17 protein-coding genes and 1 pseudogene are annotated in these 15569 nt (G+C 34.9%); 12 read left to right on the top strand and 6 right to left on the bottom strand.

What is annotated here, in order from left to right:
• Positions 1–4 precede the first annotated feature (4 nt).
• Positions 5–298, top strand: a complete 294-nt coding sequence (locus tag OPR57_RS01200; protein WP_265036845.1) for an RDD family protein — start codon at positions 5–7, stop codon at positions 296–298.
• A 165-nt stretch (positions 299–463) separates the two neighbouring features.
• Here OPR57_RS01200 and rho read toward each other — a convergent pair whose 3' ends face one another.
• The gene (gene rho, locus OPR57_RS01195) at positions 464–1867 is read right to left on the bottom strand and encodes a transcription termination factor Rho (RefSeq protein WP_265036843.1); all 1404 of its coding nucleotides are present in this window, start codon (positions 1865–1867) and stop codon (positions 464–466) included.
• A 199-nt stretch (positions 1868–2066) separates the two neighbouring features.
• Positions 2067–2669, bottom strand: coding sequence for a cell cycle transcriptional regulator TrcR (locus tag OPR57_RS01190; protein ID WP_265036841.1), 603 nt, complete (start codon positions 2667–2669; stop codon positions 2067–2069).
• A gap of 331 nt (positions 2670–3000) precedes the next feature.
• On the opposite strand from OPR57_RS01190, the gene OPR57_RS01185 reads away from it, so the two are divergent.
• The 11 genes and pseudogenes from OPR57_RS01185 to OPR57_RS01135 all read left to right on the top strand — a co-directional run bounded on the left by OPR57_RS01185 (position 3001) and on the right by OPR57_RS01135 (position 12735).
• Entirely contained in the window at positions 3001–4800 is a 1800-nt protein-coding gene (locus OPR57_RS01185) for a peptidylprolyl isomerase (RefSeq protein ID WP_265036840.1), read from the top strand.
• Between the two features lie 165 nt (positions 4801–4965).
• Positions 4966–5145, top strand: a complete 180-nt coding sequence (locus OPR57_RS01180) for a hypothetical protein (RefSeq protein ID WP_265036838.1) — start codon at positions 4966–4968, stop codon at positions 5143–5145.
• A 48-nt stretch (positions 5146–5193) separates the two neighbouring features.
• Positions 5194–5514, top strand: a complete 321-nt coding sequence (rpsP, locus tag OPR57_RS01175) for a 30S ribosomal protein S16 (protein ID WP_265036837.1) — start codon at positions 5194–5196, stop codon at positions 5512–5514.
• Between the two features lie 10 nt (positions 5515–5524).
• Entirely contained in the window at positions 5525–6502 is a 978-nt protein-coding gene (locus OPR57_RS01170; protein ID WP_265036835.1) for a polyprenyl synthetase family protein, read from the top strand.
• A gap of 61 nt (positions 6503–6563) precedes the next feature.
• Positions 6564–7127, top strand: coding sequence for a nucleotide exchange factor GrpE (locus tag OPR57_RS01165; RefSeq protein WP_265036833.1), 564 nt, complete (start codon positions 6564–6566; stop codon positions 7125–7127).
• Between the two features lie 106 nt (positions 7128–7233).
• Positions 7234–8274 carry a tryptophan--tRNA ligase gene (gene trpS, locus OPR57_RS01160; protein ID WP_265037483.1) on the top strand — a complete coding sequence of 347 codons (1041 nt, stop codon included), beginning with the start codon at positions 7234–7236 and terminating at the stop codon, positions 8272–8274.
• A 278-nt stretch (positions 8275–8552) separates the two neighbouring features.
• Positions 8553–9364 (top strand): annotated as a pseudogene (locus tag OPR57_RS01155) (IS5 family transposase).
• Positions 9361–9954, top strand: coding sequence for an ankyrin repeat domain-containing protein (locus OPR57_RS01150; protein ID WP_265036832.1), 594 nt, complete (start codon positions 9361–9363; stop codon positions 9952–9954). The pseudogene OPR57_RS01155 and the gene OPR57_RS01150 overlap by 4 nt, the downstream one beginning before the upstream one ends.
• A gap of 193 nt (positions 9955–10147) precedes the next feature.
• The gene (locus OPR57_RS01145) at positions 10148–10711 is read left to right on the top strand and encodes an ankyrin repeat domain-containing protein (RefSeq protein WP_265036831.1); all 564 of its coding nucleotides are present in this window, start codon (positions 10148–10150) and stop codon (positions 10709–10711) included.
• 157 nt (positions 10712–10868) lie between these two features.
• Positions 10869–11159 carry a hypothetical protein gene (locus OPR57_RS01140; protein WP_265036830.1) on the top strand — a complete coding sequence of 97 codons (291 nt, stop codon included), beginning with the start codon at positions 10869–10871 and terminating at the stop codon, positions 11157–11159.
• The gene (locus OPR57_RS01135; protein WP_265036829.1) at positions 11074–12735 is read left to right on the top strand and encodes a recombinase family protein; all 1662 of its coding nucleotides are present in this window, start codon (positions 11074–11076) and stop codon (positions 12733–12735) included. The genes OPR57_RS01140 and OPR57_RS01135 overlap by 86 nt, the downstream gene beginning before the upstream one ends.
• Here OPR57_RS01135 and OPR57_RS01130 read toward each other — a convergent pair.
• The 4 genes from OPR57_RS01130 to OPR57_RS01115 form a co-directional block, all read right to left on the bottom strand.
• A complete protein-coding gene (locus OPR57_RS01130; protein WP_259348820.1) occupies positions 12698–12826 on the bottom strand; it encodes a hypothetical protein in 129 nt (42 codons plus the stop codon). The genes OPR57_RS01135 and OPR57_RS01130 overlap by 38 nt on opposite strands.
• Positions 12827–13330: 504 nt before the next feature.
• Positions 13331–14092 carry a cytochrome c1 gene (locus OPR57_RS01125; protein WP_406831505.1) on the bottom strand — a complete coding sequence of 254 codons (762 nt, stop codon included), beginning with the start codon at positions 14090–14092 and terminating at the stop codon, positions 13331–13333.
• Positions 14092–15321: a cytochrome b gene (locus tag OPR57_RS01120; protein WP_265036828.1), complete on the bottom strand. Its 1230-nt coding sequence runs from the start codon at positions 15319–15321 to the stop codon at positions 14092–14094. Before OPR57_RS01120 ends, OPR57_RS01125 begins: the two co-directional genes overlap by 1 nt.
• A 104-nt stretch (positions 15322–15425) precedes the next feature.
• Positions 15426–15557: a J domain-containing protein gene (locus OPR57_RS01115; protein ID WP_265036827.1), complete on the bottom strand. Its 132-nt coding sequence runs from the start codon at positions 15555–15557 to the stop codon at positions 15426–15428.
• Positions 15558–15569 lie beyond the last annotated feature (12 nt).

Genomic DNA, 15569 nt, shown 5'->3' with positions numbered 1-15569 from the left:
TTGAATGATACCATGTATATTTCATATATTCATGCTAGTAAAATTTGGCGGCACTCCAGGACACTTGTTATTTAGCATGCGTGTAAAAGACAAAGATACATTTGAGCAGATCACTGTAATACAAGCAATAAAAAGAACCATCGCTTTTTTCATAATTTACTGTATATCGCTTTATAATCCTATTTTACTTTTAGCTATACTAATCCTAGTTTTAGTATGTGCAGTAGATGATGAACATAAACAAGCTTTTCATGACAAAATTGCAAATACGGTAGTGATAGACTATAAATCTAGTTGAGTTTTCCTTTAGTTGTCTGCCACCAATGGTGTCATCCCAGCGTCACGCGCTAACTTAAGGTAAATTGCCAACTTAACTATAAATATATTTTGGTAAATCCGAATTATTTTAGCTATAAGAGCGTTTTACTTTTTGCTCAGCATATCCATCATAACTGGCTTACTTTTAGTGATTCATGGAGTTAAAAAAGTCAGCATTGCTCTTTGTTAAAAGTAGTTTGTCACGTAAAAATTCCATTGCTTCAACAGGTCCCATAGGATTGAGTATCCTACGCACCACCCATATTTTATTTAGTATAGCCTTATCAACTAATAGCTCTTCCTTCCTTGTTCCGGATTTTGTAATATCAATAGCTGGAAATATACGTTTATCAGAAAGTTTTCTATCAAGTATGATCTCAGCATTTCCTGTACCTTTAAACTCTTCAAAAATAACTTCATCCATTTTTGAACCAGTCTCTATAAGAGCTGTGGCGATTATAGTTAAAGAACCCCCATTCTCAATATTACGAGCTGCTCCAAAAAAGCGTTTTGGTCTCTGCAGTGCGTTTGAATCTACACCACCAGTTAGAACTTTCCCAGACGAAGGAATAACCGCATTATAAGCACGTGCAAGTCTAGTAATATTGTCAAGTAGAATTACCACATCTTTTTTATGCTCAACCATTCTTTTAGCTTTTTCTATTACTATTTCAGCAAGCTGTACGTGACGGTAAGCAGGCTCATCGAACGTAGAACTTACTACCTCACCTTTTACAGAACGTATCATATCTGTTACTTCTTCAGGTCTTTCATCTATAAGTAACACTATTAATTCTACTTCAGGGTGATTTATAGCTATAGAGTTAGCCATTTGCTGAAGCAATACAGTTTTTCCTGTGCGAGGCGGAGCAACTACTAACGCTCTTTGCCCTTTTCCAAGAGGAGCTACTATATCTATAGCACGCATGCTTAAGCCTTTTTTATCATCACCATTATTACACTCAAGTACTATGCTTTCCTCAGGATAAAGAGGAAGCAAATTATCAAAATGGACGTACTTTCTTAATTCACTTACTTCAGTAGAGTTTATACTTTGAACCTTAGTTAAAGTAAAATATCTCTCTTTATCACCAGGTGGCCTTATTTCTCCATATGCCATATCTCCTGTACGTAAATTAAACTTCTTTATTTGCCCGTTAGAAATATAAACATCATCGGTACTTGGGGCATAATTTGCACTTGCTGAACGTAAGAAACCAAAACCATCAGGCAATATTTCCACTATTCCACTCCCTGTGGTTATGCCTCCTTCTTCACTCATTTTCTTCATTAAGCTGAATATTATTTCCTGCTTTAGCATTCTACCATTGCTTTTACCGTTAGTTGAAATTTTTCTTTCTTCAGCTAACTCTAACAATTCTTCTGCTGTTTTCTCTTTTAATTCGCTCAGATCTAATGTTTTTCTGTTTTTCTCAGTACCTTCATTGACCATCTGTTTTACTGTATCGTTATTGCAAATTTGCTCACTTTTTTCAGGTTGAGCTGTAACCTTTCCTTTTGCCAAAACATCTTCATTGATTGTTGTCATAATCCTCCAAAAATTTTAATTGATGCTTACTAACCTAAAATGTGACTATAAGATAATAAATTAGGCTGAATTAGTTTCAGTGCGTATTAAGCTTAATTATCATTAAACCCCGTACTTTACTTACATTATACTAATAAACACTAGCAAGTCAAGTTAATTTAATGTTAACAAAGCACAAAAATTTGAGGATTTTCAATAGCTATTCTTTATATTTTTTTAACCTTTCTTGCTTCTCCTCTTCTACTTTTGCTTTTTCCACTTCTGCTTCTAAATTTTCTTGACTACATAAGCCGAGTAATACAGGATCTTGGGGTTTTATATTTTGCATGTTATGATGAGATCCATCTCTTACCTGCTCAACTGTGTAATTTGTTGTACTAATTAATTTAGCTATAACGTTATTGTCCAAGATAGGAAATTTTTTTACTAAATAATAAATCGCATCAGGTTTATCTCTACGTCTTGCCGTAGAGGCAAAGCCAATAATGCTACCAATCGCTTTACTCCTTTTTTTTATATTTTTTATAATCAAATTTGGTACACGGTTTGGATTTTTTTTGCAATCATCGATTTCTTTTTCAGTAATTACTCCAGAAATAATAGGGTTATATTTTTCGACTTCTATTTCCTCATCAGCTATGTCTTGTACTTCTTCAAGGGCCAACCTGCAACATTGTGCTATTTGATTAAAAGTTAAACCAGTGTTGTCTACTAACCAAGCAGCTATTTGCACTAGAAACTGTTTATTTCTATCGTTATTGCCCTTAGAAGATTCCATTGACATCAAAAAAGCATCTCCCATTTAAAGTATCCCTTACTGTTATACAGAGCTAAAATATAAACTATTAAAACTAAAAAAGCATTAATTTTGTCATTCAATAACTTTTTGTTTGTCACTTCCCACCTCTTAAGTTAATTAAATGCGCTTACCTTTAAGCATATTTCAAACAAAATATTTCCCCTTCCTAAGGTATAGTATAACTCAGTTAAACATATGTTCCTATTTAAGATTAGAGAGTTAAATTTTAAGTTAATATATTGTAATATTATATATATTAGCTAATAAAGCAACAGGTTTACAAGAATTAAATTATCACTATTCTATAATTAACCATTAATTAACTGGGTTTAAAATGAATGTTAAAAATTTTTTCACTAAAGTAACCGTTGTCCTTTTAGCTTGCTTGTTAATCTTCATGGGAATTGGCAACCTTTTATCAGGTGATGATGAAAAAGAAGAGGTAGCTAGGGTTGGAAAAGAAGTTATAACGTCAGATGAGTATAAATCACTATATCAAAATTATGAAAAGCAAATTTCTGGATCTGATGCGAGTAGAGAACAAGTAAAAAAGCTGAAATATGATTTGCTTAACGCACTTATAGAGCAAAAACTATTGTTTAACCTAATTAGTGAGCTGGGGTTGACAGTTGGAGAAGAGTCTATAAAAAACCATATTAAAAACACCAAATACTTTCAAAATGATAAAGGTGAATTTGACAAAAATAAATTCTATGAAACGCTAAATGACCTGCATATGACAGAGAAAGAGTATATAGCAAAGCTAGAGAAAGTCCTGCCTGCAATGATGTTCATGACTTCATTATTTAAAGATAATTATCCAGTAACTTTTGGCGAGAGAATTGATGAGCAGATATACAAAAGTCGCTACCAAACTAGAGTAGTTGATATTGTTAAAATAACTGAAGATGCAGTTACAAACATTCCTGAACCAGATGATCAAGCCTTGCTTGATTTGTACGAAAGAAATAAATCCCATTTTTATTATCCTGAGTATCGAACTGCGCAATATATTTCCCTAGACCAAAAGTATTTTGAAGATCAAATCAAGATCTCAGATGAAGAAGTTGATGGTATAATAGAACAACAAGAACTTCAAGATCAAAGAGATATATTCAATGTAATATTTTCTACCAAAGAAGAAGCTGAGACAGCAAGAAGAGCATTTGAGGAGGGTAAAACAAGCTTTGAACAGATAGTAGAAGAGTTTGGCAAAGCAAAACTTGAGGAAACTAGAGTAAATAATATAACTAAGGATTTTTTACCAGAAGACGTGAGAGAGAAGGTATTTGCTCTCAAAGTAGGTGAAGTAAGTGAAGTTTTAGCAAGCAGTTTTGGTTGGCACATAGTAAAAGTGGAAAGTGCGCATCAAATCTCTGATGAAGACTTAGTTGATTTAAAACAAGACATAAAGTCAGTTTTAACTAACCAAAAGTCTTTTGAAAGAGTCAATGATTTCATAAACCAAGTGAACTATAAAATATACAATGGTTCAACAATTGAAGAAATATTGAATGAATATAATTTACCTATACAAACTATTGGTCCAGTAGATGCGAGTGGAAAAGATCAAAGCGGTAATAACGTAGGAGATTCTGGTGATTTGATTTCTTTCATTTTTTCGCGAGAAAAGGATCAGAAAGGTTATTTTAAGGGCGTTGAGGACGCTGTTGTTAGTGTAAAAATCGTCGATATCGTTCCACCCAAATTGCAAAGTTTTGAAGAAGGCAAGGCATTAGCGGTAGAGCTTTGGCGTAGTGAGTTTATAAAAGAAAGAATGTTTAAATTTGGGCAAGAGGTTGCAGTTCAACTAAGAGAAAAAACAGATTTGGAAGAAATTCAAGGTGTGGAATTAGTTAAAGGTCAGCAGATGCACCGCAATGAACAAAACTACCCCTTTTCTTTTGTAGAAGAGATTTTCAATATGAAAACAACTGATTCAGTGACAGATCCTATTCAATACAATAATGAAATTATAATAGGTGTTCTAAAAGAAATGCATTCATCAAATGGCAAATTAAACACGCTTGACACCGGAAAACGTGTGATGATATCGCTAAAAGAACAGTTGATTAGCTATCTGGAATCAAAGTATAAAGTCGAAGTTAATCACGCTATACTTGATGATATATAATCAAAAATCTTATAAGTTGCTTCAAACGCATCCAGTGCCCAGACACACAACTGTACGAACATTGCGATTTGAGAGCAATCTTCACTAGAAAGGATGTCATCCCAGTACCCAGACACTGGGATCCAGGAATTTTATTAAGTTGGTAAGCATAAAAGTAGCCGTTTTATGTTAAAATACAACGTTTTAATGATTAAAAAAAGGCTGGATTCCAGACTGGAATTACACCATTTGCTGTGCAATTTACCTTCAAAAATGAATGTTCGTATAGCTGTGCGCCCGGCACTGCCCTACATTATTGGTAATTATATTATAAGGTGCAAAAGTTGTATAATTCATTTGACTTAAAACGGCTCATTGTATAAAATTGTGGCTAATATATGAATAAAGGTTAACATGGCAGTTAAAATAAGGTTGGCGAGGTTTGGCGCAAAGAAACGCCCTTTTTATAGGATAGTTGTAGCTGATTCACGAGCACCAAGAGATGGGCGTTTTATTGAGAAAATAGGACAATATGATCCAATGTTACCAAAAGACAATAAAAATCGTGTTGTGGTGAAAGCTGATAGGTTAAAGCATTGGCTAAGTCTAGGGGCACAAGCAACTGAAAGAGTACTGTGGTTTATCAAAAAAGGCATAGTAACTTTAGAAACAGAACCAAAGAAAACAGAAAAGAAGAAAGTAGAGAACGAGAAAGCACAAGGGCAAGATGCATAAGTCTCTTAAAATGCTAATAACAAACAGCGATAAATTAGACGATATTGTATCTTCTGATTTGTCAGCTATGAATGACTTTGTCTTCAAAAATGTCAATGATGAAGATGCTAAGCTTGCTACTGATATTATATCCCATCTTGTTAGGTCAGGTGGAAAAAAAATAAGGCCTAAACTAGTTTTTATTATATGTAAAATGCTAAACTATTCTGGGGAGAATAGGATCAACGTTGCTGCATCGGTAGAGTTTATACACAATGCTACTTTACTTCATGATGATGTGCTCGATGAAAGTGAGGCACGCCATGGAGTTAAAACAGCGAATAAGATTTGGGGAAATAAATCAAGCATTTTAGTTGGTGATCTATTGTTGACTCTAGCATTTAGATGGCTTATAGAGTGTGGAAATTTAAATATTCTCTCTATTTTATCTAAAGCATCGCATTTACTTGTGAAGGGTGAAATAAAGCAGATGACAACACGCTTTGACCCCCACACAGTCAGGAAAAATTATTTTGATATCATTGGACAAAAGACAGCATCTTTATTTTCTGCATGCTGTGAAGCTGCATCAACAGTATCTGGTGCAACAAATGACGAAACAGAGAGGCTAAAGAATTTTGGTTTTAATTTTGGTATGGCATTTCAAATAGTCGATGATATGCTCGATTATACTGCTAATCAAGGCACTTCTGGAAAGCAAGTCGGAAAAGACTTTTTCGAAGGTAAAGTCACCTTACCTGCTATTATAGCATACAAAAAGGGCAGTCCAGCAGAGCAAAAATTCTGGGAAAAATGCTTTTCTTCAGCTAGACACAATTTTGACCAAGCATTACACTATATTAATCATCATAATGCCATTCAGCTTTCTATGGAAAAAGCTAGACACTACATTAATATGGCGCTAAATGATATTAGTACTTTTTCTGATTCTTTTTATAAAACTACTTTAATTAACTTTTTAAATGCGAGCATAGAAAGACGAATGTAGCTGGTGCTTGATATTTTCAGATTAATTGTTATATATTTATTAGATTCTTAAGGGTAATGATATGTCAGATAGCAGTAAAGAGAAAAAGAAGAAGTTTGCTGATATGGTAAGTAGGCAGAAAGGTGACGACCAACAAAGTGATAACCATAAGCAAACAGATGACTTAAATGAAGATCTCAATACATTAAAAGAACGTGCAGCCCAGCTTGAAGATCATTTACGCCGCGCTGTTGCAGATAATGAAAACGTCAAACGTATAATGCAAAAGCAAATTAGCGATGCAAGTAACTACGCAGTCACAAAATTTGCACGTGATATGATCGACTCGTGCGACAATTTAAAAAAAGTAATGGAAATTTTGAAAGACGGTGATCCTGTTCATGAGGGGATTAAAGTAGCTTATCAAAAAATTATAAATGATCTAAAAAAACATGGAATAGAGGAAGTAGATCCACTTGGTGAGCTTTTTGACAGTAATTTACACCAAGCTGTTGTGGAAAGAGAAGACAATGAAAAAGAGCCTGGCACCATTGTAGAGGTACTACAAACTGGTTATACTATCAAAAATAGGTTGCTCCGTCCTGCAATGGTTATTCTTTCTAAGAAATCTGATGGAAATGCGTAAACGTCAGAGGTTAGATTTTTTACATAACCATTGTTTAAGCAAAAAACCAACAACCAGCTTTGGTGTCATTCCAGCGCGTGACGCTGGAATCCAGAAAAAAAGAAATATGGATCCCAGTGTCAAGCACTGGGATGACAGGAAACGATATAAGGAGTCTGTTGTCTTTTCAGGTATCCAGCCAAGTGGTGTACTACATTTAGGTAATTATCTTGGTGCAATCAAACAGTGGATAGACTTACAGGATAAATACAAATCTCTTTTTTGTATTGTCGACCTACATGCAATCACAGCAAATAAGCTTCCCGCAAGTGAATTAAAAAGTAATATTTTCAAAACAGCAGCAGCTTATATTGCATGTGGAATAGATCCAGAAAAGTCCATTATTTTTAGTCAGTCCACAGTTAGCGGTCATGCAGAACTGGGTTGGCTGCTTGGGTGCTATACACCAATTGGTTGGCTTAATCGCATGACTCAATTTAAAGATAAAGCTGGCGGCGATAAACAAAAAGCCTCTCTTGGATTATATAGTTATCCAGTACTTATGGCTGCAGATATATTGTTGTATCAAACTAAATACGTTCCTGTTGGTGATGATCAAAAACAGCATTTGGAGCTTGCACGTGATATTGCATCAGCTTTTAACAATCATTATAAACTGGATTATTTCATCGTACCTGAAATCTTAACTTTGGATTGCACATCAAGAATAATGAGCTTAAGAGATGGTACAAGCAAGATGAGTAAATCTGACCCTTCAGAACATTCGTGCATTAACCTTGATGATACAGATGACTTAATTGTTAAAAAAATAGAAAAAGCAAAAACAGATTCAATTCTAGGCTTTGCTACTTTAGAGTGCCGACCAGAAATAAGCAATTTGATAAACATTTATTCAGTGCTTAGTAATTTAAATGTGGAAAAAGTGTGTGAAGAAGTGAACAAACATGACATGAAACACTTCAAAAAAGAGTTAGCTGATTTAATTATCAGTGTTATATCACCCATACGTGAGAGAATGAATGATCTTTTAAAAGACCAATTCCATTTACATGAAATATTAAAAAAAGGCACAAAGAAAGCAGCAGAAATTGCAACCCATAATATAAAAGAAATCAAGGATATTATTGGATTTGCTCAATATCTGTAAGGTTCCAAAGGTATCCGTTCAGCCAATGGCGTCAACTTAAGAGCCTTCATTAGCAAACCCTCCTATGGATTTTCTGAAAAGTTTTTGAGTATATTGTATTTTTAATTTGTAAGATAAGATTTTTTCCTTTTTGCATGCTTCACCTCAAAAGGACACATTTTAGACTTCTTTGTTGCAATAAAATAGAAACAAAAGTACTGTTTCTTGCACTCTTTGGATAATTTAATAGACTTCTTTCAAAATTGTTAGAGGGAGTGTAAGATGAAGTATTTGAAAGCATGAAATATAAGGAAATAGAAAAGTTAGAAGGAGAAAAGTTTCGACGTTTAACAGGGGTAAAAAAAGCAACATTTGAGCGAATGGTAGAAATTCTAGAAGTGGAGGATAAAAGAAAAAAAGCTAGAAGTGGAAGAAAAAGTAAACTTTGCATAGAAGACAGGCTACTTATGGCACTGGAATATATAAGAGAATATCGTACATATTTTCATATTGGGCAAAGCTATGGCATGAGTGAAAGTAACAGTTTTAAAATAATAAGATGGGTAGAAGACATATTAATAAAACATCCAGATTTTGCATTACCAGGAAAAAAAGAGCTATTAAAGAGTGATGTAGAATATGAAGTTTTAGTAATAGACGGAACTGAAACGCCAGTAGAGAGACCAAAAAAAAGCAAAAGCCCTTCTACTCTGGAAAGAAAAAAAGGCATACTATAAAAACACAAATAGTAACAGAGAAGAAGAGTAGAAAAGTCATATGCACATCTTTCTCGAATGGTAGAAAACACGGATGTTTAGAGAATCAAAGGTAGCAGTATTGCCGCAAACTAAAATCTTAGCTGATGCCGGCTACAGGGGAATGCAGAAGATACACAAAAATGTTGTATTACCGCACAGGAAAACGAAAAAGAATCCGTTAAGCAAAGAACAAAAAAAAGAGAACAGGGCACTTATGAGCCAAAGGGCAATTGTTGAAAACGTAATTGAAAAGGTTTAAAATCATCTCGGACAGGTATAGAAACCGACGAAAACGTTTTGGTTTAAGGTTTAATTTGATTGCTGCAATTCACAATTTTGAGCTCCCTACATGAATTTTGAAAGAAGTCTAATGTCGACAAGAAAAAAAGTAAGTTTTCTAGTCAAGAAAGGAGCGAACGTCAATGCGACAGATAATAGGGGTTTTACACCATTGCACTGGGCAGTATCTGCGAAACGTCTAGAGAACGTAAAAGAGCTGATAAGGGAAGGAGCGGAAGTAAATGCTACTGAAGGAATGAGCAAATACACGCCGCTGCATCTCGCGTGTATGGTATGGGCAGAAAGGATAATAAAAGAGCTGGTAAAAGCCGGAGCAGCAGTTAATCAGCCGGATAAATTTGGTAATGCACCAATGTATTGGCTAATGGACAATGAAAAGAATAAAGAGGTGAAGAAATTTCTGGAAAAGCAAGGAGGTGTAGTAAGAGATACACCAAAAATATGCGATGAAGTAGTGGAATCAGTTGGAGAAATGGTAGATGTATGGAGTAGAAAATTTTTACCGAAGTTAAAAGGGAAGGTAGTAAGTTTAGAAGAAATAAGAAAAAGAGATAAGTCGCTAATAATAGAAGATTTTAACAAAGTAATAAGCAGGGTGGTGGGCAAGATGAACACTATGATAAAAGAGCTTGATGAAAGGTAAGGCAGGCCTGCTATTATTAATGAATTAAATATATAGATTTATATCTTAATATGATATGCGAAAAAAATGTGTATATTTTGTAAAAAAAACTTGCTTTTGATGGTAAAACAGGCATAGCTGGAATAGTGGTAGGTAAACAAAAAAAATTTACCAAGCACTAAAATTTGGTGGTTTTTATAGTGGGGTAACTAAAATGTTCAATTTAAATAAAAGACTGGAAAAATTAAAGGAGAATTCATTTCGTGGAATAAATGAAAAAGACGCAGCAGGTTGCACAATATTGCACCAAGCAGCACAAGTGTCAGAGCCAGAAGTAATAAAGTTGCTGATAGAAAAAGGAGCAAAAACAAATATAGAAAACAAAAGCGGAGAAACACCATTACACCTAGCAGCATTCTATGGAAAGGTAGAGAATGTAAAAGTACTGTTGGAGGAAGGAGTAGATGTAAATGCTAGAAACGGTAGAAGAAATACGGCATTACATTATGCGAGCCTAATGGGGTATGAAGAGACGGTAAGGGAGTTAATAAAAGGAGGGTCAAATGTTAATACTGGGAACTACATAGGAAGGACCCCCCTACATGAAGCAGTATTTATGAGGGAAATAGGGAACGTGAGAGCAATATTAGAAGCGGGAGGTAATGTAAATGCGAGAGATCATAAAGGATATACACCAATAGATCTGGCATATATGGCAAAGACTAAGGAGATAATAAGAGAGTTAGTGACGAAGCAGAAGGTGATGGAAGTTGATTGAGAAAAGGAAGGAAATGGTATTAGAGAGAAAACCGTTGAGGGAAAAGGGACAATTATTTGGAAGAGAGCTTAATAGATGAAAGATAGCGCTATGTGTTTCCAAAATTGTGCATAAAAGTAAAACAAAGGTTAACAGTTGCGTCTTTTTCGCAAGAGTAATGGATTTATGGAAAAAGGGAGTGGTAAGGCTCCTGAAGTACGAAGGCATTTACAGGAGAGAAACTATGCGATTCATTATTCACCGTCATTATGAGCCAAGTAAGTTATCAGATAAGTATTTATCAGATGCTTACGAAATACTAATAAGACGGTCGATGGAAAGAAAGAAAAAGGAATTTTTAAATCAAAAGGAGGTGGGAAAAAATGACAACAGTGGCTTTATATGCAAGAGTTTCATCGAGGAAACAAGAGCAGAACAATACAATAGGGAGCCAAATTGCAGAGCTTAGGCATAGAATTGCCGCAGATGGACATGAGTTGTTAGATGAGTATCAATTTAAGGACGATGGCCGTAGTGGGTGGAATTTGGAGCGTGACGGTTTAGATGAGTTACGTGATAAAGTAGCAGAAGGAAAAATTGGAAAAATTTACATTCATTCACATGACCGGCTATCAAGGAAATCTGCACACCAAATGGTATTACTTGAAGAGTTTGAGAAAGCAGGAGTAGAAGTAATATTCTTAAATTGTAAGACTGAAAACAATCCAGAGTCTAAATTATTACTAGGAGTTCAAGGATTAGTGTCAGAATACGAATGTACAAAGATTATGGAACGTAGTCGTAGAGGAAAACTCCATAGAGCAAGAAAAGGTCGTGTAAGTGTAATGGGAAATGCACCTTATGGTTATGACTATATAAAGCATGTAGAAAGAGAAAAGGCAAGGTTTGAAATTAATGAAGAAGAAGCAAAAGTAGTGCGCAAACTATTTGAGTGGGTAGGTCAAGAAAGAGTGAGTTTAAAAGAGACAGCGCGACGACTGAAAGAAGAGTATATTGCTACACCAAAGGGTAAAGGAATTTGGCACCCAAGTACAATTCGTAGAATATTGAGAAACTATGCATACAAAGGACAAGCAGTATATGGTAAAACGAAGGTAGGTCCAATAAAAAAAGAAGTAAAAGCAGTGTGGAAAGGGCGCAAAAAAAGCTATTCTGTTTATTCTAATGACCAGGAGAATTGGATTTATATAGAAATACCAAGTATAATTGAAGAGGAATTATTCGATATAGTACAAGAACAACTGGATGAAAATAGAAAAAGAGCAAGAATGCAACGAAGAAGAAGATACCTATTACAAGGGCTAATAGTATGTCAGTGTTGTAAATATACTTATTATGGAATGTATAACACTAGGGGAGGACGAAGTTACTATCGTTGTCCTGGTACAGATGCTAACCGTTTTGGTGGGAATAAGATATGTAACAGCAAATCAATACGCACAGATATACTAGAAACGGTTATATGGGAAGAAATGAATGGAGTATTAAAAGACCCGGATGCAATTGCAAAGGAATATCAACTTAGGCTTTTAAAAGATAAAAATAAGCAACCAAATGATGAACTTGAAAAAGAAATAAGCAGATTAGAACAAGGTATCAAAAGACTTGCTTATACCTATGCTGAAGAGTATATAACTAAGGAAGATTTTGATTCAAAAGCCAAAGCAATGACTCAGAGCTTAGAAGCAATTAAGAAACAGAAGGAAAAAGTGGTTGATGAAAAGGAGCTAAAGAGGGAATTAGATTTTACCATGAGTAGTGTAAAAAGTTTTGCCTCTGAGGTTGAATCAAAGCTTGATCAAGCAGATTGGGAGGCTAAGCTTGATATAATTAGACCATTAGTCAGACGCATTGAAATTGATGATGATAATGTACATATAGTATTTCGATTAAAAGAACTCGCTCTGGAAGGGCAAAAAAAAAATGTTCAACATTGTATCAGGACTGTGGAATCCAGCCTTTCCATAATCATCAAAACATTGTATTTTAACGTAAAACAGCTATTTTTATGCTCACCAACTTAATAAAATTCCTGGATTCCAGTGCCAAGCACTGGAATGACATCACAGGGGCACTGGAATGACACCTCTCTTGGGCTCTTTTAGCTATAAACATTAAGAAATTTACCAAATGAAAAAAAAGGCAAAAGAAGCCCTAGTCATTGTCTATTTTCAGTATTGGCGTTTTTTAAGTCTTAAACGCTGCAATTTAGCTGCTTTTAAATGCAACTAACCTTAGCTATAAATGTTTAAGAAATTTACTAGGCAGAAAAAAAAGGCAAAGAAAACCCGTGGTAGCTAGTTATTACACTCTCTATTTTAAAATTTGACGTTGGGTGATGTCTTGAACGCTTTATAAGCGCGTTTCAGCTTGTATAGGTAAAAACCTAGAAATTTGATAAAGACATACGGTGCACATAGTGCAAAAAATTAAACAATAGTACGCCAAATAGAAGTTTTCTTGTCATTTTAATCTGCTGCAGAGATTGCGAAGATAAATAAATAGCTTCAGTTTGATGATAAGGGGCTGGCGAGGTTTGTCAAGGAAGTTTTTTCGTTTCTATTCCCAATGTTATATGGTTATGCAAGAAGTCTATTGTATTTGAGGCAAAATTGACTATCACTTCTTTTTATAGAGCTTGCTCCAAACTTTGTTGTTAGTTAATACAAAAAACACTGTTAAAATTATAAAATACGCCACTACTTTTAATCCAAATTTATGCCGGCGCTCTAATTCTGGCTCTGCTGCCCATTGTAAAAAATTTATCACATCATACGCCATATTTTCAACTGTGGCTTGTCTTGTACCATCATATTCCACCATTCCTTCAGAAAGTGGTGGCGCCATAGCTAATCTGCCTGTTGGAAAATACGAATTAAAATATAAATCATTCTCATCGTGCTCGCCGTTTTGATAGCCTGTTAACAGTGAATAGACATAATTTGCACCATCATGCCTTGCTTTAATAATTAACGATAAGTCTGGTGGAACTGCACCATTATTGCTTGCTGCAGCTGCCTCTTTTGAATCAAAAGGTGCAATAAAATAATCCGAAGGTACTCCAGGTCTATCGAACATTTCACCCAAATCATTCGGACCATCTTTAACTTGATAAGAAGCTGCTATTTGTTTTACATCTTCTTCAGAAAAACCGACATCTTGCAAATTACGAAATGCTACCCTATTCATTGAATGACAAGCAGCACAGACTTCTTTATACACTTTATAGCCACGCTGAATTGACTCTCTATCGAAAGATCCGACAACTCCATCAAATTTCCAGTCCATTTTTTTATTTGGTGATGGCTTGAATTCTTCTGCATACACAAAATTAGCAAAAAACAATATGCAAAGTATAGCTAACATACTTCTCATCAGCATTACTTCATCTCCGGCACAGAATCACTTAAGGTTTTTGGTGGTTCTTTTGGCTTTTCATACTTACTAAGCAGTGGTAAAATTATCACAAAGTATGCAAAGTAATAAAGAGTAGATAGCCTACTCATAGTGATGTAAGGCTCTTTTACCTCTTGTCCCCCAAGCCAGGCAAGAAGTACAAAATTTATTGCAAAAACCCAAAAAAATTTCTTAAACACCGGGCGATAAGCACCACTTTTAACTTTTGATTTATCAAGCCAAGGTAACAAAAACCACACTAAAATAGACGCAAACATGGTAAGCACACCAGTAAGTTTATCTGGAATCGAACGTAGCATTGCATAAAAAGGTAAAAAATACCACTCTGGCACTATATGTACCGGAGTGACCATAGAGTCAGCTTCTATATAATTGTCTGGATGCCCAAGATAATTGGGAGCATAAAAAACAAATGCGAACAAAACTACAAAAAACAGACCAAAAGTTATGCAATCCTTGATTATATAATAAGGATAGAGAGGAATGGTATCCTTATCTGATTTTACCTCAACTCCACTTGGGTTACCAGAGCCAAACCTATGCAGAGCTATCACATGAAGCATAGCTAAAGCAATAATAACAAAAGGTAGAAGATAATGCAGAGCAAAAAAACGGTTAAGCGTCGGATTATCAACGGAGAAACCACCCCATAACCATATAACTATTTTATTGCCAATTAAAGGTATAGCAGAAAATAAGTTGGTTATAACTGTTGCACCCCAGAAACTCATTTGTCCCCAAGGCAATACATATCCCATAAAGGCAGTTGCCATCATTGCAAAAAATATAAATATACCAACAAACCACACCATCTCTCGTGGCCTCTTGTAAGATCCGTAATATAACCCACGCATTATATGAACATAGACTACCATAAAGAAGAGCGATGCCCCGACAGCATGAGTGTAGCGTATCAGCCATCCATAGTTCACGTCACGCATTATACGCTCCACGCTATTAAACGCATAATCAACATGCGGAGTGTAGTGCATAGCAAGAAATATACCTGTTATTATTTGTAAAATTAGCGCTATACCAGCCAAAGAGCCAAAATTCCAAGCATAATTTAAGTTTTTTGGCACTTGGTAAGAAGCAGTATGTTTCAAAAAAGAAAATATAGGCAGTCTATATTCTATCCACCCTAATATGCCTTTTTCTTCTTTTATTGCTTCTTTTTTGTTATCTTCCTGCATAACTTAAACCTTTCTGAACACATGTCCATTGCTACTTTTATCTTATTTTTTTATTGTAGCAACTTATCCTTTACGCACAAATAAAAACTTTAAAGCAATATTAATTACCTCTTCAGCAACCTATCACGTGCTGCGTTTAATTTTTGTGCAAAATATTCCGAGCCTCCCTTATCTGGGTGAACTAATTTCATTAAATTTTGATATGCTTTATTGATTTCATTTTGGCTCTCCTCCAAATTTAACCTCAG

Origin of the sequence: Wolbachia endosymbiont (group A) of Anomoia purmunda (assembly GCF_947251545.1) — a bacterium.
Lineage (GTDB): Bacteria > Pseudomonadota > Alphaproteobacteria > Rickettsiales > Anaplasmataceae > Wolbachia.
Note: the sequence above shows the minus strand (reverse complement) of the source record. Positions and strands in the feature narration are given on the sequence as shown.

Bases quoted from the DNA above. Each gene is read 5' to 3' on its own strand.
- OPR57_RS01200 (WP_265036845.1), top strand. From the start codon at position 5: ATGATACCATGTATATTTCATATATTCATGCTAGTAAAATTTGGCGGC.
- rho (WP_265036843.1), bottom strand. From the start codon at position 1,867: ATGACAACAATCAATGAAGATGTTTTGGCAAAAGGAAAGGTTACAGCT.
- OPR57_RS01190 (WP_265036841.1), bottom strand. From the start codon at position 2,669: ATGGGAGATGCTTTTTTGATGTCAATGGAATCTTCTAAGGGCAATAAC.
- OPR57_RS01185 (WP_265036840.1), top strand. From the start codon at position 3,001: ATGAATGTTAAAAATTTTTTCACTAAAGTAACCGTTGTCCTTTTAGCT.
- OPR57_RS01180 (WP_265036838.1), top strand. From the start codon at position 4,966: ATGTTAAAATACAACGTTTTAATGATTAAAAAAAGGCTGGATTCCAGA.
- rpsP (WP_265036837.1), top strand. From the start codon at position 5,194: ATGGCAGTTAAAATAAGGTTGGCGAGGTTTGGCGCAAAGAAACGCCCT.
- OPR57_RS01170 (WP_265036835.1), top strand. From the start codon at position 5,525: ATGCTAATAACAAACAGCGATAAATTAGACGATATTGTATCTTCTGAT.
- OPR57_RS01165 (WP_265036833.1), top strand. From the start codon at position 6,564: ATGTCAGATAGCAGTAAAGAGAAAAAGAAGAAGTTTGCTGATATGGTA.
- trpS (WP_265037483.1), top strand. From the start codon at position 7,234: ATGGATCCCAGTGTCAAGCACTGGGATGACAGGAAACGATATAAGGAG.
- OPR57_RS01150 (WP_265036832.1), top strand. From the start codon at position 9,361: ATGAATTTTGAAAGAAGTCTAATGTCGACAAGAAAAAAAGTAAGTTTT.
- OPR57_RS01145 (WP_265036831.1), top strand. From the start codon at position 10,148: ATGTTCAATTTAAATAAAAGACTGGAAAAATTAAAGGAGAATTCATTT.
- OPR57_RS01140 (WP_265036830.1), top strand. From the start codon at position 10,869: ATGGATTTATGGAAAAAGGGAGTGGTAAGGCTCCTGAAGTACGAAGGC.
- OPR57_RS01135 (WP_265036829.1), top strand. From the start codon at position 11,074: ATGACAACAGTGGCTTTATATGCAAGAGTTTCATCGAGGAAACAAGAG.
- OPR57_RS01130 (WP_259348820.1), bottom strand. From the start codon at position 12,826: ATGTTTATAGCTAAAAGAGCCCAAGAGAGGTGTCATTCCAGTGCCCCT.
- OPR57_RS01125 (WP_406831505.1), bottom strand. From the start codon at position 14,092: ATGCTGATGAGAAGTATGTTAGCTATACTTTGCATATTGTTTTTTGCT.
- OPR57_RS01120 (WP_265036828.1), bottom strand. From the start codon at position 15,321: ATGCAGGAAGATAACAAAAAAGAAGCAATAAAAGAAGAAAAAGGCATA.